Annotated in this window: 17 protein-coding genes; 9 read left to right on the top strand and 8 right to left on the bottom strand. The window is 70.0% G+C overall.

Features of this window, described 5'->3' with window-relative positions:
- Positions 1 to 47: 47 nt before the first annotated feature.
- Positions 48 to 1,838, bottom strand: coding sequence for a chromosomal replication initiator protein DnaA (dnaA, locus tag ACZ597_RS07405; protein ID WP_471326162.1), 1,791 nt, complete (start codon positions 1,836 to 1,838; stop codon positions 48 to 50).
- Positions 1,839 to 2,196: 358 nt separating this feature from the next.
- Here dnaA and rpmH point away from each other — a divergent pair, with 358 nt between their 5' ends.
- From rpmH to ACZ597_RS07450, 9 genes are all read left to right on the top strand, one after another.
- On the top strand, positions 2,197 to 2,334 hold the full coding sequence (gene rpmH / locus ACZ597_RS07410; RefSeq protein WP_018547628.1) for a 50S ribosomal protein L34: 138 nt from the start codon (positions 2,197 to 2,199) through the stop codon (positions 2,332 to 2,334).
- Positions 2,335 to 2,355: 21 nt separating this feature from the next.
- Positions 2,356 to 2,730 carry a ribonuclease P protein component gene (gene rnpA, locus ACZ597_RS07415; RefSeq protein WP_471326166.1) on the top strand — a complete coding sequence of 125 codons (375 nt, stop codon included), beginning with the start codon at positions 2,356 to 2,358 and terminating at the stop codon, positions 2,728 to 2,730.
- Positions 2,727 to 3,008, top strand: a complete 282-nt coding sequence (gene yidD / locus ACZ597_RS07420; RefSeq protein ID WP_007265231.1) for a membrane protein insertion efficiency factor YidD — start codon at positions 2,727 to 2,729, stop codon at positions 3,006 to 3,008. Before rnpA ends, yidD begins: the two co-directional genes overlap by 4 nt.
- Before the next feature lie 3 nt (positions 3,009 to 3,011).
- A complete protein-coding gene (yidC, locus tag ACZ597_RS07425) occupies positions 3,012 to 4,118 on the top strand; it encodes a membrane protein insertase YidC (protein WP_362456714.1) in 1,107 nt (368 codons plus the stop codon).
- Between the two features lie 14 nt (positions 4,119 to 4,132).
- Complete coding sequence (locus ACZ597_RS07430; RefSeq protein WP_471326168.1) at positions 4,133 to 4,645, top strand: Jag family protein; 513 nt, start codon at positions 4,133 to 4,135, stop codon at positions 4,643 to 4,645.
- 128 nt (positions 4,646 to 4,773) lie between these two features.
- A complete protein-coding gene (rsmG, locus tag ACZ597_RS07435) occupies positions 4,774 to 5,511 on the top strand; it encodes a 16S rRNA (guanine(527)-N(7))-methyltransferase RsmG (protein ID WP_471326171.1) in 738 nt (245 codons plus the stop codon).
- A 255-nt stretch (positions 5,512 to 5,766) separates the two neighbouring features.
- Positions 5,767 to 6,867, top strand: a complete 1,101-nt coding sequence (locus ACZ597_RS07440; RefSeq protein ID WP_471326173.1) for a ParA family protein — start codon at positions 5,767 to 5,769, stop codon at positions 6,865 to 6,867.
- Positions 6,864 to 7,946: a ParB/RepB/Spo0J family partition protein gene (locus ACZ597_RS07445; RefSeq protein ID WP_471326176.1), complete on the top strand. Its 1,083-nt coding sequence runs from the start codon at positions 6,864 to 6,866 to the stop codon at positions 7,944 to 7,946. Before ACZ597_RS07440 ends, ACZ597_RS07445 begins: the two co-directional genes overlap by 4 nt.
- Before the next feature lie 87 nt (positions 7,947 to 8,033).
- Positions 8,034 to 8,657: a GNAT family N-acetyltransferase gene (locus ACZ597_RS07450; protein WP_007265237.1), complete on the top strand. Its 624-nt coding sequence runs from the start codon at positions 8,034 to 8,036 to the stop codon at positions 8,655 to 8,657.
- Positions 8,658 to 8,752: 95 nt separating this feature from the next.
- Here the strand turns inward: ACZ597_RS07450 and trxA are convergent, their stop codons facing one another.
- The 7 genes from trxA to ACZ597_RS07485 form a co-directional block, all read right to left on the bottom strand.
- Complete coding sequence (trxA, locus tag ACZ597_RS07455) at positions 8,753 to 9,091, bottom strand: thioredoxin (protein WP_471326179.1); 339 nt, start codon at positions 9,089 to 9,091, stop codon at positions 8,753 to 8,755.
- 50 nt (positions 9,092 to 9,141) lie between these two features.
- Positions 9,142 to 10,101 carry a thioredoxin-disulfide reductase gene (trxB, locus tag ACZ597_RS07460; protein ID WP_471326182.1) on the bottom strand — a complete coding sequence of 320 codons (960 nt, stop codon included), beginning with the start codon at positions 10,099 to 10,101 and terminating at the stop codon, positions 9,142 to 9,144.
- Between the two features lie 147 nt (positions 10,102 to 10,248).
- Positions 10,249 to 11,220 carry an anti-sigma factor family protein gene (locus ACZ597_RS07465; protein WP_471326185.1) on the bottom strand — a complete coding sequence of 324 codons (972 nt, stop codon included), beginning with the start codon at positions 11,218 to 11,220 and terminating at the stop codon, positions 10,249 to 10,251.
- On the bottom strand, positions 11,217 to 11,918 hold the full coding sequence (gene sigM, locus ACZ597_RS07470; RefSeq protein ID WP_471326188.1) for an RNA polymerase sigma factor SigM: 702 nt from the start codon (positions 11,916 to 11,918) through the stop codon (positions 11,217 to 11,219). The genes ACZ597_RS07465 and sigM overlap by 4 nt, the downstream gene beginning before the upstream one ends.
- Positions 11,919 to 11,943: 25 nt before the next feature.
- Positions 11,944 to 13,644, bottom strand: a complete 1,701-nt coding sequence (locus tag ACZ597_RS07475; RefSeq protein WP_471326191.1) for a protein kinase family protein — start codon at positions 13,642 to 13,644, stop codon at positions 11,944 to 11,946.
- A gap of 117 nt (positions 13,645 to 13,761) precedes the next feature.
- Positions 13,762 to 15,948, bottom strand: coding sequence for a murein biosynthesis integral membrane protein MurJ (gene murJ / locus ACZ597_RS07480; protein WP_471326194.1), 2,187 nt, complete (start codon positions 15,946 to 15,948; stop codon positions 13,762 to 13,764).
- A 46-nt stretch (positions 15,949 to 15,994) separates the two neighbouring features.
- On the bottom strand, positions 15,995 to 18,262 hold the full coding sequence (locus ACZ597_RS07485; protein ID WP_471326197.1) for a DUF6049 family protein: 2,268 nt from the start codon (positions 18,260 to 18,262) through the stop codon (positions 15,995 to 15,997).
- Positions 18,263 to 18,303: the final 41 nt, after the last annotated feature.

Genomic DNA, 18,303 nt, shown 5'->3' on the forward strand with positions numbered 1-18,303 from the left:
TGTCGTGAGGTTTGAGGGACCGCCAGCCGGCCCCCGCGGGACCCGCGTCAGCCGTTCTTGATGCGGTTGGTGAGCTCCGTGACCTGGTTGTAGATCGAGCGCCGTTCCGCCATCAGGGCGCGGATCTTGCGGTCCGCATGCATGACGGTGGTGTGGTCCCGCCCGCCGAACTGGGCCCCGATCTTCGGCAGCGACAGGTCGGTGAGCTCCCGGCACAGGTACATGGCGATCTGCCGGGCGGTGACGAGGACCCGGCTGCGCGAGGAGCCGCACAGGTCGTCCACGGTCAGCCCGAAGTAGTCGGCCGTGGCCGCCATGATGTCGGAGGCGGTGATCTCGGGCGCGCTGTCCTCGCCGCCCGGGATCAGGTTCTTGAGGACGTCCTCGGTGAGCCCGAGGTCCACCGGCTGCCGGTTCAGGCTCGCGAAGGCGGTGACCCGGATCAGCGCCCCCTCCAGCTCGCGGATGTTGCGCGAGATGCGGGAGGCGATGAACTCCAGTACCTCCGGCGGGGCGTTGAGCTGCTCCTGGACGGCCTTCTTGCGCAGGATCGCGATCCGGGTCTCCAGCTCGGGCGGCTGGACGTCGGTGATCAGGCCCCACTCGAAGCGGTTGCGGAGCCGGTCCTCCAGCGTGACGAGCTGCTTGGGCGGCCGGTCGGAGGAGAGGACGATCTGCTTGTTGGCGTTGTGGAGCGTGTTGAAGGTGTGGAAGAACTCCTCCTGGGTCGACTCCTTGCTCGCGAGGAACTGGATGTCGTCGACGAGCAGGATGTCCATCTCGCGGTACCGCTTGCGGAAGGCGTCGCCCTTGCCGTCGCGGATGGAGTTGATGAACTCGTTGGTGAACTCCTCCGAGCTCACGTACCGCACGCGGGTGCCCGGGTACAGGCTCCGCGCGTAGTGCCCGATGGCGTGCAGCAGGTGCGTCTTGCCGAGCCCCGACTCCCCGTAGACGAAGAGGGGGTTGTACGCCTTCGCGGGCGCCTCGGCGACGGCCACCGCGGCGGCGTGCGCGAAGCGGTTGGAGGCGCCGATGACGAAGGTGTCGAAGAGGTACTTGGGGTTCAGCCGGGCGGTCGGCTCCAGCGGGCCCGAGGTGGAACCGCCGGACGGGGCCGACGGCGGCGGCGCGGGCGTCGGCCGGCCGGGCGCGGGGCGCGGGGACGGCTGCTCGTACTGCTGCGGCTCGTAGGCCTGGGGCTCGTACGGCTGGGATTCGTACTTCTTGGGCTCGTACTGCTGCGGTTCGTAAGAAGAGGAGGGCTCGTAGCCGCCCTGGTCGTAGCCGCCGGGCTCGGGCTGCTGGAGGTAGCCGGGCTGCGGGGTGGCGTACGGGTCGCGCTCGGGGAAGCCGCCCAGGCGCTGCTGCTGCCAGCCGTACTCGTCCTGGCCGCCGCGTGGCCAGGAGCCGGGCTCCTGGCGCGGCTGCTGGTACTCCGGGTAGGCGGGGCGGGCGGTGGGGAGCTGGTCCTCGCCCGGGCCGCCGCCGGGGCGCTGGCCGCCGTAGGGCTCGTACCCCTCGCGCGGCGAGGGGGCGGGCGGGGCCGGCGGCGCGGGCTCGCCCGCGGAGTCGTCCACGGTGATGGCGATCCGGATCGGACGGCCGCACTCGCGGCTCAGGGCGTCGCTGATGAGCGGGGCGAGACGGCCTTCCAGGACCCGCTTGCCCCATTCGTTGGGGACGGCGAGCAGTGCGGTGTCGGCGACCAGGGCCAGCGGCTGGCATCGTTCCACCCACTGCTTGTCCTTGGGCTCGATCCCCTGCTGGCCCTCCCCGAGCAGCTTCTCGAGCACGCGTGGCCACACTGCGGCAAGATCGGCAGGTACGTCAGCCACAGAGCACGCTCTCTCACAGGTCCCGGTCCCACGAATGTGTGGTTCTTTGGGACGGTCGGGACAAAAAATCCGGGATCAGGCAACGGTAGTCAGGCCGGTGGGTAGGGTTCAAGTCGTTGTCCACAGCCTGTGCACAGTGTGCGGCAGGGGCGCTCGGTTTGACCGGATGGCGTAGCCGCGCGTACCGTAACGAGGTCGAGTTGTCGATGGCTGCTGCCGCCTGCCTACCGATGGGCGAAGGTCACTGATTGTGATCATTTAGCGGTGTCCACTCGGGCGAACACGCGAGTTCCTCGTGGGCGCACGGTGACAGCCAGGCGATGTACCGCCACAACGATTCATTCTCTGGAGCCCCCGAGTGAGCAAGCGCACCTTCCAGCCGAACAACCGCCGTCGTGCCAAGACCCACGGCTTCCGTCTGCGGATGCGTACCCGTGCCGGTCGCGCGATCCTCGCGAACCGTCGCAGCAAGGGCCGCGCCGCCCTTTCCGCGTAACAACGCGCAGGTCGTGACGTCGTGCTGTCTCCCGAAAATCGGCTGAGGCGGCGCGAGGACTTCGCGAGCGCGGTGCGCCGAGGACGCCGGGCCGGTCGCCCTCTCCTCGTCGTCCACCTACGTACAAGCGGTGCAACGGACCCGCACGGGCCGGGGGATGTCGATCCCTCGTCCCGTGCGGGTTTCGTCGTCAGCAAGGCTGTCGGCATCGCCGTCGTCCGCAACCGGGTCAAGCGCCGGCTCCGCCATCTCATGCGTGATCGGCTGTCCCGGCTGCCCGCCGGTAGCCTGGTGGTGGTGCGGGCCCTGCCCGGGGCCGCTGACGCCGGCGTCGACGAGCTGGCCCGCGACCTGGACGCCGCCTTGGCGCGGCTGCTGGGAGGCGTGGCTCGATGAAGTACCCGCTGCTCGCTTTGATCAAGCTGTACCAGTGGACGATCAGTCCGCTGCTCGGGCCGGTGTGCCGCTACTACCCGTCGTGCTCGCACTACGGGTTCACGGCCATCGACCGGCATGGTGCGGTGAAGGGGACGGCTCTGACCGCCTGGCGGATCCTGCGGTGCAATCCGTGGTCCCCGGGTGGTGTGGATCATGTCCCACCCCGGAAACGCCCGCGTTGGCACGAGCAGCTGCGCAGTGCGTTGCGTAGATCTCGCAATGCTCAAGGAGCCTGATTAGTGGACACGATTGCCAGTCTGTTCAGCTTTATCACCACACCCGTGTCGTGGATCATCGTCCAGTTCCACAGCGTCTACGGCGCGATCTTCGGTGCGGACAGTGGATGGGCCTGGGGCCTGTCCATCGTGTCCCTGGTGGTCCTGATCCGCATCTGTCTGATCCCGCTCTTCGTGAAGCAGATCAAGGCGACGCGTGGCATGCAGGCGCTCCAGCCGAAGATGAAGGCGATCCAGGAGCGCTACAAGAACGACAAGCAGCGTCAGTCCGAAGAGATGATGAAGCTGTACAAGGAGACGGGTACCAACCCGCTCTCCTCGTGCCTTCCCATCCTGGCGCAGTCCCCGTTCTTCTTCGCGCTCTACCACGTGCTCGCGAGCATCGCCAACGGCAAGACCATCGGCGTGATCAACCAGCCGCTGCTGGAGAGCGCCCGCCAGGCGCACATCTTCGGCGCCCCGCTGGCCGCCAAGTTCATGGACAGCGCCGAGAAGGTCGCGGCCCTGGACGCCTCGATCACCAACGTGCGCATCGTGACCGCGGTCATGATCGTCCTGATGTCGCTGTCGCAGTTCTACACGCAGCGCCAGCTGATGCAGAAGAACGTGGACCTCTCGGTCAAGACGCCGTTCATGCAGCAGCAGAAGATGCTCATGTACATCTTCCCGGTGATCTTCGCGGTCATGGGCATCAACTTCCCCGTCGGTGTCCTCGTCTACTGGCTGACCACCAACGTGTGGACCATGGGCCAGCAGATGTACGTGATCAACCAGAACCCGACGCCGGGCAGCAAGGCGCAGGACCAGTACCTGACCCGTCTGCTGAAGCACGTCACCACCCACGGGGACGTCAAGGGCCGGGGCAAGAAGAAGATCGTCGCGGCGATCGTGGCCAAGGGCCCGGACCGCAACGACAACGAGCGGAAGTTCATCACCGCGCTCACGAAGCAGGGAATGGCCGCGCAGGCGGACGGCTCCGTGATCAAGAGTTCCGAGGCCACGGCCGACTCGGACGCGGCGAGCGGCGGTGTCGCCACGAAGCGGCAGCAGCCGAAGCGGCAGACGAAGTCCAAGCGTCAGACGCCCCCCAGCAAGCCCTCCAAGAAGTAGAAGGAGTCCCTCCCGTGACGGAAGGCACCACCACCGCCGCCGCTGAGAGTGGCGACACCCTGACCCGCCTCGAGCAGGAGGGTGAGATCGCGGCCGACTACCTTGAGGGTCTGCTGGACATCGCCGACCTGGACGGCGACATCGACATGGACGTCGAGGCCGACCGTGCCGCGGTGTCGATCGTCAGCGACGCGGGCGGCCGCGACCTGCAGAAGCTCGTGGGCCGCGACGGGGAGGTCCTGGAGGCCCTCCAGGAGCTGACCCGTCTCGCCGTGCACCGGGAGACCGGCGACCGCAGCCGGCTGATGCTGGACATCGCGGGCTTCCGGGCGAAGAAGCGCGAGGAGCTGGCGGCGCTGGGCGCGAAGGCCGCAGCGGACGTGAAGGCCTCGGGCGAGCCGCTGAAGCTGGCCCCGATGACCCCCTTCGAGCGCAAGGTCGTCCACGACGCCGTTGCGGCCGCCGGTCTGAAGAGCGAGTCCGAGGGCGAGGAGCCGCAGCGCTTCGTCGTCGTGCTCCCGGCCTGACCGGAACGTTGTGCGTCGGCCCCGCCTGTGTCGCAGGCGGGGCCGAAGTTTGTAAGCCTGGCAGTTGAACGACACGGTTGAACGACACGGTTTTGGCGTGAGCGGTTCTGTACGGAAGGACGGTCCCCGTGACGGAGGCAGCGGAGCTTCCCGCGGCGCCTGAAGAGGCGCCCCCGGCGCCCGAAGAGGCGCGCGCGGTGTTCGGTGAGTTTTTCCCGGAAGCTGTGCGGTACGCGGAGCTGCTGGCGGACGCGGGGGTCAAGCGGGGCCTGATCGGGCCGCGTGAGGTTCCCCGGCTCTGGGAGCGGCACCTGCTGAACTGCGCGGTGCTCTCCGAGGTGGTGCCGGAGGGCGTCACCGTGTGCGACGTGGGCTCGGGCGCGGGCCTGCCCGGCATTCCGCTCGCCCTGGTGCGGCGGGACCTGAAGATCACCCTGCTGGAGCCCCTGCTGCGCAGGACGACCTTCCTCCAGGAAGCCGTGGAGCTGCTCGGGCTGGACCACGTCACCGTGGTGCGCGGCCGGGCCGAGGAGGTGCTCGGAAAGCTCCAGCCGGTGCACGTGGTGACGGCCCGCGCGGTGGCACCGCTGGACCGGCTCGCGGGCTGGGGCGTGCCGCTGCTGCGTCCTTACGGCGAGATGCTGGCCCTGAAGGGCGACACCGCCGAGGAGGAGCTGGTCTCGGCGAAGGTCGCGCTGACCAAGCTGGGTGTGGTGAAGACCTCGGTTCTCCATGTGGGCGAGGGTGTCGTCGACCCGCTGTCCACGGTGGTCCGGGTGGAGGTCGGAGAAAGCCCCGGTGGGGTGAGGTTCGCGGCCAAGCGGGCTAAGGCCGCCCGGGTGGGGCGCGCGCGCAGGCGCCGCTGACCCTGCCGCCGGCGGTGCGGTTTGGGGCGGGTTGGGCCCTATAGGTATGGATTTCGGAGTGTCGTAGCGGGCTGAAGACTCCGTCCGGGCATCGTGTTTCACGTGAAACGTCGCTCTCTGCTGCACGGAATCATCAGCCGCGGCCGTGCTGCTGCGGCCCCCCGCTCCCGCAAGGACGCGGGGGTGACGGAGTTGTCCACAACGGTGGATTCATCCACAGGAGTACGGGCCCCGCTGGTTCGCGACCCGGGTGGCATGGCAGGCTCTGTTCATCGCGAGCCCGCTGCCGAGGAGAGTGACACCGTGCGGTCCGACGCCAACCTCGCGGGGCCGATGGCCGATCCGGTCCCCGGTCCCCGCTCTGAATCGCCGGGTGAGGATGTTTCACGTGAAACATCGTCCCCGCCCCTCGTGGACAACGACGACATCGAGGACACCCCGATCGCCCGCGCCGCCCAGCAGGCGATCGAGGCCGTGGGGCACACCGGTGTCGCTCTGCCGCGGCCAGCGCAGACCCGGATCATGGTCGTGGCCAACCAGAAGGGCGGAGTCGGTAAGACCACGACGACCGTGAACCTGGCGGCCTCGCTGGCCCTGCACGGAGCGCGCGTCCTGGTCATCGACCTCGACCCCCAGGGCAATGCCTCCACCGCGCTGGGCATCGACCACCACGCGGACGTGCCGTCCATCTACGACGTGCTCGTCGACAGCCGTCCCCTGCTGGAAGTCGTCCAGCCGGTGGTGGACGTGGAGGGGCTCTTCTGCGCCCCGGCCACGATCGACCTCGCGGGCGCGGAGATCGAGCTGGTATCGCTGGTGGCCCGTGAGAGCCGGCTCCAGCGGGCGATCCAGGCGTACGAGCAGCCGCTCGACTACATCCTCATCGACTGCCCGCCCTCGCTGGGCCTGCTGACGGTGAACGCCATGGTGGCCGGCGCGGAGGTGCTGATCCCGATCCAGTGCGAGTACTACGCGCTGGAGGGCCTGGGTCAGCTGCTGCGCAACGTCGACCTGGTGCGGGCCCACCTGAACCCGGCCCTGCACGTCTCGACCATCCTCCTGACGATGTACGACGGCAGGACGCGGCTGGCCTCGCAGGTGGCAGATGAGGTGCGCACCCACTTCGGCAAGGAGGTGCTCCGCACGAGCATCCCCCGGTCGGTGCGCATCTCGGAGGCTCCGAGCTACGGGCAGACGGTTCTCACGTACGACCCGGGTTCCAGCGGTTCCCTTTCCTACCTGGAAGCGGCGCGGGAGATCGCGCTGCGGGGGGCCGGAATCCATTACGACGCCCAGCACGCCCATGTGGGCGCGGGCATGAACAGCACGCAGAGTGTGGCGGAGGGGATCCAGTGAGCGAGCGACGTAGGGGTCTTGGGCGGGGGCTCGGCGCGCTGATCCCGTCCGCTCCCCAGGAGAAGACGCCGGCGATGGGTACCGGGTCGACGAACCCGTCGGCGGTGCCGGTGCTCCAGTCGGAGCGGGGGATCGCCGCGGCGAAGCTCGCAGCATTGGTCCAGGCGGATGTTTCACGTGAAACATCGGTGCCGGTCGAGACAGCGGCGGTGCAGCCGGAGGGCAACGAGGTGGCGGGGGCGACGTTCGCGGAGCTTCCGCTGGACGCGATCGCGCCGAACCCGCGCCAGCCGCGCAACATGGAACACCTCGATGACGTGGCGCTGGCAGAGCTGGTGACCTCGATCCAGACGGTGGGCCTGCTCCAGCCCGTGGTGGTCCGGGAGACACAGCCCGGCCGCTATGAGCTGATCATGGGTGAGCGGCGTTTCCGTGCTTGCGGGCAGGCGGGGCTGGAGAGCATTCCCGCGATCATCCGGGCCACGGACGACGACAAGCTGCTGCTGGACGCGCTCCTGGAGAACCTGCACCGGGTACAGCTGAACCCGCTGGAGGAGGCTGCCGCGTACGACCAGCTCCTGAAGGAGTTCAGCTGCACCCATGACCAGCTGGCGGACCGGATCGGGCGCTCGCGTCCACAGGTCACCAATACCCTGCGGCTGCTGAGGCTCTCGCCCGAGGTACAGCTCAAGGTGGCCTCCGGTGTGCTCTTGGCGGGTCATGCCCGGGCCCTCGTATCGGTGGAGGACTTCGGGGAGCAGCTCCGGCTCGCCGAGCGGATCGTGGCCGAGGGCCTGTCGGTGCGCTCGGTCGAGGAGATCATCCAGCTGATGGGCTCGGAGCCGTCGAGCACCGTGAAGCCCAAGGGCCCGCGGGCCGGGACACGGGTGTCCCCGGCCCTCAGCGAGCTGGCGACGCGCCTCTCGGACCGGTTCGAGACCCGCGTGAAGGTGGATCTGGGTCAGAAGAAGGGCAAGATCACCGTCGAGTTCGCTTCGATGGAGGACCTGGAGCGCATCCTGGGCACCCTGGCCCCGGGTGAGGGCCGCGTCCTCGAACAGGGCCTCTCCGGGGAGTAGTAGCCCCGGCTCGTTCCACTTGCTGCCCCCTGCTTCTTCGAGATGTCCACGCTCGAAGAAGCAGGGGGCAGTGCTTACGATGTGGGCATGGGTCGTCGGCTGGTACCGCTCACGCTGGACAACCTCCAGGACCTGCCCAGGCGTTGCCGGAGCTGTGTGTTCTGGGAGCTGGATCCCGTCACCGGCGAGGCTGCCGTGAAGGCGGGTACCCCGGAGCTGGAGAAGGAGGCCTGGATCTCGGCCGTCCTCCTCGACTGGGGCTCCTGCGGCCGGGTGGTCTACGTGGACGAGGTCCCGGTCGGGTTCGTGCTGTACGCCCCTCCCGCCTATGTGCCGAGGGCCGCTTCCTTCCCGACGAGCCCGGTGTCCCCGGACGCGGTGCAGCTGATCACGGGCTGGATCATGCCGGGCTACCAGGGGCAGGGCCTGGGGCGGGTGATGGTCCAGACGGTCGCGAAGGACCTGCTGCGGCGGGGGTTCAAGGCGATCGAGGCGTTCGGCGAAGCGCGGTGGGAGCGGCCCGCCTGTCTGCTGCCGGCCGACCATCTGCTGTCGGTGGGCTTCAAGACCGTACGCCCCCACCCGTCCCATCCCAGACTGAGGCTGGAGCTGCGCACGACGCTGTCGTGGAAGGAAGACGTGGAGCTGGCCCTGGACCGCCTGTTGGGCGGAGCGAGGGCACGCAAGGAGCCGGCGCTGCGCCCGTTGTAGTGCTCCGGGAAACGCGAACGGGGCCGCCCCTGAGGGGGCGGCCCCGTTTCACGTGGTCACCGCCGGCCGCACGGAGCGGCGGGCCGGGAATCCGCTCAGGCCTGCGCCTCGACGAAGTCCGACAGGTCGCGCAGGATGGCGGCCTTGGGCTTGGCACCGACGATGGTCTTCACGACCTCGCCGCCCTGGTAGACGTTCAGGGTCGGGATGGACATGACGCCGTACTTGGCGGCCGTGTCCGGGTTCTGGTCGATGTTGAGCTTGACGATCTCGATCTGGTCGCCGTACTCGGCCGCGATGGACTCCAGCGAGGGCGCGATCTGGCGGCACGGGCCGCACCACTCGGCCCAGAAGTCGACCAGCACGGGCTTGTCGCTGCGCAGGACGGCTTCGTCGAAGTCCGCGTCGGTCACATTCTTGAGGGTGCCGGCCACAGCGGCCTCCTTCTCTTCTACGGGGTGTGGGGTGTGGGGATGGAGCCGGATCAGACGGTCGCGGCCGCCGGCTCGGCGTCCGCGAGCGCCGCGAGGAAGCGCTCCGCGTCGAGGGCGGCGGAGCAGCCGGTGCCGGCCGCGGTGATTGCCTGACGGTAGGTGTGGTCCACGACATCGCCGGCGCCGAAGACACCGGTGACGTTGGTGCGCGTCGAGGGAGCGTCGACCTTGAGGTAGCCCTCGTCGTCCAGGTCGAGCTGGCCGGTGAACAGCTCGGTGCGCGGGTCGTGTCCGACGGCGATGAACAGGCCGGTCACGGGCAGCTCGGAGGTCTCACCGGTCTTGGTGTTGCGCAGGGTGAGGCCGGAGAGCTTCTGCTCGCCGTGGATCTCGGCGACCTCGCTGTCCCAGGCGAACTTGATCTTCGGGTCGGCGAAGGCGCGGTCCTGCATGGTCTTGGAGGCGCGCAGGCTGTCACGGCGGTGGACGATCGTGACGGACTTGGCGAACCGGGAGAGGAAGGTGGCCTCCTCCATCGCGGTGTCGCCGCCGCCGACGACGGCGATGTCCTGGTCCTTGAAGAAGAATCCGTCGCAGGTGGCGCACCAGGAGACGCCACGTCCGGAGAGGGCGTCCTCGTTGGGCAGACCGAGCTTGCGGTGCTGGGAGCCGGTGGTGACGATGACGGCCTTGGCGCGGTGCACCGTGCCGGCGGTGTCCGTGACGGTCTTGATCTCACCGGTGAGGTCCACGGAGACGACGTCGTCCGGGACGAGCTCGGCGCCGAAGCGCTCGGCCTGGTCGCGCATGTTGTCCATGAGGTCCGGGCCCATGATCCCGTCCCGGAAGCCGGGGAAGTTCTCGACCTCGGTGGTGTTCATGAGCGCGCCGCCGGCGGTGACGGCACCTTCGAAGACCAGGGGGTTGAGCGAAGCGCGTGCGGTGTACAGGGCGGCCGTGTAACCGGCCGGCCCGGAGCCGATGATGATCACGTTTCGTACGTCGCTCACGGGTTCTTTCCTCGTCTCTGCGGACTTCGTGCTGCCTACCGGGGGCCGGTGCGGACTCTCACCCCACCCAACGGATCCTACGGCGCGCACATTCCCCGCTTGGCCCCTCCAGTACCTCAACGCGCGGGAGGCCACCCCGTGATCCCGTCAGTTGCGGGGATATGTACTGGTCAGCAGGGGTTTGTTCGGTGTTTGCGCCGGATTGTCCGCACAGTCGGCGGGCACGAGATAGGCGTCCACCCGGGCGGAGTCGCCCGAGTGGGGCAGTACGACGAGGTAGACGGGAGCGCCCTGGTAGCTGCCGCGCTCGGCGGCGACCGGCGGTTCGGTGCGGCCGGTGCCCTGCTGGACGCACGGCGGGACCGCGACCGGCTCCGGAGAGGCGAGCCGCTCGGCGGGAGCCAGACCGGGGGAGGTGTTCTGGAGCCCCATGCTCTTGTCGGTCTCGCCGGGTGTGGTCTTGGGGGCGTTCGCGGCGGCTTCGCCCGTGAGCAGCTGCCGGACGCTCTGGCGGAGCCCCTGGGCCGTGTACTCGCCGGGTGCGGCGGAGTAGGTGGAGGACCTGGCCGTGTCGTTGCGCGTGGCGGTGTCGTGCGAGCCGGTACCGCCCAGCCCGCTGAAGAGGAAGATGCCGAGCGCGCAGGCGGCGGCCCCGGCCAGTCCGGTGAGGACGGCGATACGGCGCCGGGCGCGACGACGGCCGGGACCCGTTGGGCCGGATGGGTGACCGGTGGGCCGGTGGGCTTCGCTCCGGCCGGAGCCGCCCGTGGCCGCCGGCGATGTTTCACGTGAAACATCGCCCAAGGGGTGTGCCTCGGGGGCGGCGGCCTCGGCCCTGGAGGTCGTCGAGTCGAGGAGCGCCTCGGCGGCGAGGGCCGCGTCGATCCGGCCGGCGATTTCGGAGGGCATGCGGGGCGGGCCCGGAAGGGTGCCGAGGAGGGACCGGATCTCCTCCAGGGAGGCGAGGACGTCGGCACACAGCGCGCAGTCCCCGAGGTGGCTGCGCACCGCGGCGGTGCGGGAGGGGGAAAGCAGTCCTTCGGTGAGGTCGGAGATCTCCGAGACCTCTGGGTGCCAGGTCGTGCCGGCAGTGCCGGTCGTGCCGGTTGAGGGGCTCACGGTCGTCCACCTCCGCCCTTCACAGCGTCTGGATCCGGTTCTGGATTCCTGGGGTCTGCCGCAGGTGGGACGGCTGTCCCCGGCGTCCGGTTCCTTCCCCGCTCCGAGGTGGTGTTATCCCCGGCATTCGTGCGCAGATGAGTGAGCATCGGGAGGAGTTTGGCCCGGCCGCGCGCGCACCGGCTCTTCACGGTGCCGGTGGGGATGTCGAGGATGCGTGCGGCGTCTGCGACGGGGTATCCCTGCATGTCGACGAGGACGAGGGCGGCCCGCTGCTCGGCCGGGAGGGTGCCGAGGGCGGCCAGGAGCTGGCGGTGGAGGTCCTGGCGCTCCGCGGGCGCCTCGGCGGACTCGTGGGGCTCCAGCAGCCGCTCCAGGCGGTCCGTGTCGTCGAGGGGCGCGGTCCGGCGGGAGGCGGCCTTGCGGGCGCGGTCGAGGCAGGCGTTGACGGTGATCCGGTGCAGCCAGGTGGTGACGGCGGAATCGCCCCGGAAGGTGTGGGCGGCCCGGTAGGCGGAGACAAGGGCGTCCTGGACGGCGTCCGCGGCCTCCTCGCGGTCGCCGAGGGTGCGCAGCGCGACGGCCCAGAGCCGGTCGCGGTGACGGCGTACGAGCTCCCCGAAGGCGTCGGGATCGCCGGCGACGTGCAGGGAAAGGAGATCCTGGTCGCTGTGCTCGCCGGTCGCGGCGTCGTCCAACGGTGAGCCCCCTCCCCTGCCTGCGTCAGCCCTTGAACTGCACGTCCGTGATGCCCTGCTTGTAGCCGGCGCCACTGAAGTTGTCGTAGGCCGCGTACGGCATGGCCGTGATCCACAGGAGCACGTAGCGCGTCTTCACCGGCTTCTCCGCGGTCAGCTTGACGTTGCTGTCCTTGGTGGTCGTGCCCGCGATCTTCTTCTTCGAGTCGGCCGACTCCGCCGCGTACAGCGTCAGGGTGGTGTGGTCGCCCGGGTACTTCAGCGCTATCGAGACCTCGCTGACCTCCTGCTCGGAGCCGAGGTCGTAGACGATTCCGACACCGGGCTTGATCACGATCTTGGGGCCGTCGGAGAAGCTCTTGGTCCGCCAGTAGCTGGAGGCGTCGTCGTCGTACGTCTTGCCGACGTCGGCCGCGTTCTGCGGGACGCCGTCCGGGGCGTGCTCCTTCGCGCCCTTGATGGAGAGCGGCTTGAGCTCCTTCTTCGGCGCGGTGTCGTTGGGGCCCTGCTGCTGGGTCTGGGTGTTGTCACCGTCGCCCGACTTGCTGTGCTCCAGGAGGGTGTCGGCGAGCTGCCAGCTGCCGAGGCCCAGGGCGACGATCAGCAGGGCGGCGACGCCCCACTTCAGGGCGCGGCCGGTGCGGCTCTGCAGCGGCGGCGGGGGGACGGACGGGACCGCCTGGGTGGAGGGCAGGCCGACCGGGGCGGGGCGGCCGTAGGTGCCCTGCTGGTAGGTGGTGTGCTGGTACTCCGGAGGCGCGGTGAAGGCGGGCTCCGGCGGCCGGATGCGGGGCATCTCGGCGACGGCCTTGGCCAGCTCCTCGGGGCTGGTGCAGGCGGGCTCCTGGCGGGACGCGGTCGCCCCGTCGTTGGCGAGGGCGCGCATCGCGAGCTCGCCGAGGCCCCGGTGGACGCCGGCGCGGACCTGGTCGGGTGCGAGCAGGCCGACGCCCTTGGGCAGGCCGCGTAGGCCGTACGCGTCGTTCTCGTAGGGCCAGCGCTGGGTGAGGGAGGCGTACAGCAGCGCGCCGATGGCCTCGGTGTCCGCCCGCTGCGGGGTGTCGCTGGTGATGCCGCGCAGGGCGGCGTTCACCGCGAGGCCGCGGATGCGGTACTGGCCCGTGGAGGTGCGCAGTATCGCGCTGGGCGTCAGGCGCAGGTGGGCCAGGCCCTCGCGGTGGGCGGCGGCCATGGCCTGGGACACCTGGCTGACCAGCTGGTACGCCTCGTGGGGTTCGAGGGTGCCGGCGGCGAGGACGGAGGTCAGTTCGGTGGCGTCGGGCAGCCACTCGTGGACGACGTAGACGAGGTCGTTCTCCTCCACGGCGTCGAGGACCTGGACGAACCGGGGGTCCCCGAGCAGGGCAGAGGAGCGGGCGGCCGCCAGGACGCTGCGGGCCCTGGGGTGGTCCGCGGGCAGCAGGTGGACGCCCACAGCGCGGCGCAGCTTCTCGTCCATGGCGCGCCAGCTGCTGAACCCGTCCAGACGGGTGACGCACTCCTCCAGGCGGTAGCGCCGCGCGAGCTTGTGCCCGCTGTGGAGTTCCGGCGCGGCCGCGGGGGCCGCGGTTCCGCGTTCGCCGTCCTTCTCGGGCATGGGTCCGTCCGAGGCTTGTCCGTTCTTGGCGTCCACCCCGTCGGCCGTGGCCTTGGCCGCATCTGCGGCCAGCGGCTGCTCGCCGCTGTTGTCGGCCACGTCGACGGCAGCCGTGCTACGTTCCGCCACCGTCGTCCCTGCCTCCCCATCCGTTACGCGCTGTAGGCCAGTCTGCGAAGCCATGCCAATTGTGCCCACAGTCCGCCGCTATGCACGACACACGAAGGGGGGTGACGGTTGTGCGCATCAGCGCCCCAGACGTCCGCGAACCATTCCGACCATGGAGTTGAGCTCTTCGATCCGCATCCGCTTGGCAGCGAGCAGGAACACGGCGCCGAGGGCGATGAGGCCCGCGACCAGGGCGGCGAGGGAACCAAGGGCTCCGTTCCCCAGCAGCCGGGTGACCCCGTAGGCGGCGGCGCCCGCCACGACGGCCGCCGGGACGCACGCGCCGATCAGGCGGGTGTAGGTGCGCATCACGTGGGCGCCGTCGAGGTCCCCGCCGAGGCGGGCCTTCAGGCGGCGCCAGGCCACGCCGACACCGACGGCGTAGCCGAGGCCGTAGGCGGCCGCCATGCCGACGACGGCCCAGCGGGCCGGGAGGACGAAGAAGGCCAGGGCGGAGACGCCGGCGTTGACGGCGGCCACGATGACCGTGTTGTAGAAGGGGGTCCGGGTGTCCTCGTAGGCGTAGAACCCGCGCAGGACCACGTACTGGACCGAGTACGGGATCAGGCCGAGACCGAAGGCCATCAGGATGAAGCCGATGTTGGTGGCGTCGTCGGCACCGGTGCTGGCGTAGAGCAGCGTCGACATCGGCACGCCCAGCGCGAGGAAGGCGAAGGCGCAGGGGACGATCGCGACGGCCGAGGTGCGCAGGCCGTAGGAGATGTCGTCGCGGACGGCGGCGGCGTCGCCGTCGTGGGCCGAGCGCGAAATGCGGGGCAGGACGGCCGTCATGACGGAGACGGTGATGATGGCCTGCGGCATCTGCCAGAGCAGCAGGGCGTAGTTGTAGCCGGTGATACCGGTACCGCCGTGGCCCTGCTTGTCTGCGAGCTCACCGGCCCAGGTGGCGAGCTGGGTCACGACGACCAGGCCGAGCTGGTTGGCGAGGACGAAGAAGAACGTCCACTTGGCCAGTCCGGCGGCCTTGCCGAGGCCGTGGCCCTTCCAGTCGAAGCGCAGCCGCATCTTGAAGCCGGCGTCGCGAAGGTAGGGCAGCATCGCCAGGGACTGGACGACGAGGCCGAGCAGGGTGCCGATGCCCAGCAGGCGGACGCCTTCGGACGTGATCGTGGCCTCGGAGACGCCGGTGGCGGTGAAGCCGCCGAAGGCCCAGATGAAGGTGCCGAAGGTGGCGATGACCACGATGTTGTTGAGGACCGGGGTCCACATCATCGCGCCGAACCTGCCGCGGGCGTTCAGGATCTGACCGAGGACCACGTGCACGCCCATGAAGAACATGGTGGGCAGGCAGTAGTGCGCGAAGGCCACCGCCACGTCCATGCGCTCCGGGTTGTCGGCGATCTTCTGGGACATCATGCCGATGAACAGAGGTGCCGCGAACACGCAGATGGTGGTGACCGCGCCCAGCAGGACCACCACGAGGGTCAGCAGGCGGTTGGCGTAGGCCTCGCCGCCGTCGTCGTCGTTCTTCATGGCCCGGACGAGCTGGGGGATGAAGACCGCGTTGAGGGCGCCGCCGCCGACGAGGACGTAGATCATCGTCGGCAGGGTGTTGGCGACCTGGTAGGAGTCGTTGAGGGACGCGACGCCGATGGCGCCGGCGATGACCAGGGTGCGCGCGAAGCCGGTGATGCGGGAGACGATCGTGCCGGCCGCCATCAGGGCGCTCGACTTCATCAGGCTCGCGGCCTTGCCGGCGGGCTTGGCCGGTGCCGGGGCAGCGACCGGGGCGTCCTCGGCGGCCGGGCCGGGGACGCCGGGGGCGGCCTGCTGGTCGCGGTAGAGGTGCGTGAAGGCGTCGGGCTCGGGCTCTTCCTCGGACGCCCTGGTCACCAGCGAGTCCACCCCGACGAACTGCGTCGTCGCCGCGTGGTCGCCGTAGGGCAGGTGGCGGGAGGGGCCGTCCGGCTCCGGTGGCGGGGTCTGGGCCCAGACGCGCGGATCGGGGCCGTGCGAGGGCGTCTGGGGGGCCGCGTAGAGCGGACCGGCCTCCTGATAGGTGCCCGGTGGCGGCGGGGGGTGCGATGCCCGGTCGTAGAGGGCCTCGGTCACCGGGTCCTGGGCCGACAGGTCCTGCGACCGGTAGGGGTCGTAGTCGTAGGCGTCCTGGACGTACGGGTCGTGGTCCTGTGCGGGCGCGGGCGCCGGAACCTGTCCGGGCACCGGAGCGCCCGGGGCAGTGCCCTGGGAGGGCATGGGCCCGCCAGTGCCCTGCGCGCGGTCACCGTTGTACGGCGCGTTCATCGCAACCCCACCTCATCGTCCCCAGGCCGAACGGCCACGGCATCGCTCAACGGTCCACTGTCTCACTCGTGCCGGACCCCTCGGTGCTTTGCGGTCCGGTGTCCGTGGACTCGTCACTCGGCTGCGTGCTCTCCTCCGCGGCCGCTCGCGCGGCCACGCGCTTGCGGCTGGCGTACATCTTGATGCCCGCCAGAACGAGGAGGAGCACACCGCCGGCGATGACGAGCATGACGGTGGGAGTGATCTCGGTGGCCTCGACCGTGAACTTGCGTTCCTTGCCGTACGGCACGCCGTCCTTGGTGTACAGACGTACGCTGACCTCGACCGGACCACTCGCGGTGGCGTTGGCGGTGAACTTTACCGTCTGGCTGTGACCGCCCTGAACGGTGACTTCCTGTTCCGCTTCACCGCTGTCGCCGAACATCAGACGGGTGGGGTTGGCGGACTTCACCCGCAGCACGAGGTTGTGGACGTCCTGGACGAGGCTGTTCTGGACGCTGACGGGAATCGTCGCGCTGTGGCCGGACAGGGTGGCGTCGGACTTGGGGACGACCTTGACCTTGTCGGTCAGCCCGATCAGGTAGGCCTGGACCTGGTCGCGGTAGGCGGCGGCCTCCTCGGGGCGGCCCCGCCAGGAGGTCGACATCTCCCGGTTGGTGGTGTTGCCGAAGGGGATCTCGACGCGGTCCGGCGCCGACAGGATGACCTTGAAGTGGTCGAGGGTGCTCTGCGTGGTCCGGATCTTCTCGAAGGCGGTCACCGGGAGCTCCTGCTTGGCCAGTGCCTCCGGGTACTGGCCGGCGCCCGGCACCTGGGTCGCGGCGCCGGGGTCGGGCTTCGCCGCGGCCGCCGCCTCCAGGTCGGAGGGCTGGGTCCAGCGGGCCGCCTGGAGCCCGCGCAGGGCGATGGCCATCGAATCCGCCTGGCTGGCGGTCGGCCGGCGCTGGGGCGTCACCACGTAGCTGCGCGGCTCGTCGCTGTTCTGCAGGTTCAGGGCGAGGCTGTGGGCCAGGAAGCGCTGCACGGCGAGCGTGGAGTTCCCGGCGGCGGCCATGTCGCCCTCGAAGGCGGTGGAGAGGTCCGCGTCGGCCACTACGGCGGTGGTACCCGCGCCGATGGGACGGGCGGCCGTCGGGGTGTAGCCGAGCGCGCCGGTCTCCTGGAGGCTGTCGCTGCGGGCCAGGACGTTGTGGGCACCGGCCGAGGTGGCGACGTTGACGATCGAGGGGTCGATGGCGCCGTCCACCGGCCAGGAGAAGTCGGTGGACGCCGGGACGTGCAGCACCGTCTCCACGGCCTGCTTCGCCTTGTCGGTGGCGGGCCGCAGCTGGCCCAGGGTGCCGGAGACGTCCTTGCCGTGGTGGGCGAGGGAGGCGATGTCGGGGTCGGCGAAGGGCAGCGCGACGACCTTCTTGCCCTGTACGGCGCTCTCCAGGGCGCTCAGCCACTGCTCGGCGACGGCCTTGTTCCTGCCCTGTACGGGCTTGCCGTCCGGGTCGGGACTGCGGACGCGGTAGCCCTTGGTCATGGCGTCGACCGCGGTGAGCAGGTCGGGGTCGATGACCCAGGTCACCGGCAGGTCCTTGCCGAGCGCGACCATCCGCTCCAGGCGGCCGCCCGACCGCAGCTCGTCCGAGAGGGAGTCGTCGAGGAAGACGGGGGTCTGGAGCTCGTCCGAGCCGGTCTCCGCCGTGATGTGGGTGGTGGAGATCAGCGGCCACACGTAGGTCAGCGAGGAGCGCTTGGCGGCCGGGTCCGGCTGCCAGGGCAGGAAGGTCCGCTGGATCCCCAGGACCTGTTCGTGCGGACGGCTGTCGGTCGACCCCGACAGAGAGACGCCGAGCTGGTAGACCCCGTCCGCACCCAGGTCCAGCTTGTTCACCGGCACCTTGATCGTGAACTGCTGGCCGACCTTGGAGGTCAGCGAGTCGATCTTCACGGCGAAGGCCTGGTCGATCTCCCCCGGGTCCACTCCGGGCCGGAAGCCCTTGCGGTCCGACACCTCGCCGATCGCCGACCGGTCCCCCAGCCTGGGCCCGACCCGCAGCCCCACGTGGGCGTTCTTGATCGTCTCCGAGCCGTTGTTGACCACGGTGCCGGAGATCGTGAGGGTGTCGCTCTTGACCGGAGCGCTCGGTGACACCTCGGTCAGCTGGACGTCGACCGCGGAATCGGCCGCGTGCGCGGCCGGGGCGGGGGCGTAGATCAGAGCGGCCAGCACCGGCGTCCCGCTGAGCAGGACGACTGCCCGCCGCAGCCAACGGCGCCGGGCAGGGACGGGGGCCGTCCCCTGGATGTCTGCCGCCTCGGCCACGCGTTCGCCCGTCCCTCGAAGTGTCAGTGGTCGTCGGTTCT

This window comes from Streptomyces sp. NPDC040718 (assembly GCF_055593565.1).

Coding starts and splice junctions, on each gene's coding strand:
- murJ (WP_471326194.1), bottom strand. CDS start 15,948: ATGAACGCGCCGTACAACGGTGACCGCGCGCAGGGCACTGGCGGGCCC.
- ACZ597_RS07440 (WP_471326173.1), top strand. CDS start 5,767: ATGGCAGGCTCTGTTCATCGCGAGCCCGCTGCCGAGGAGAGTGACACC.
- ACZ597_RS07450 (WP_007265237.1), top strand. CDS start 8,034: ATGGGTCGTCGGCTGGTACCGCTCACGCTGGACAACCTCCAGGACCTG.
- yidD (WP_007265231.1), top strand. CDS start 2,727: ATGAAGTACCCGCTGCTCGCTTTGATCAAGCTGTACCAGTGGACGATC.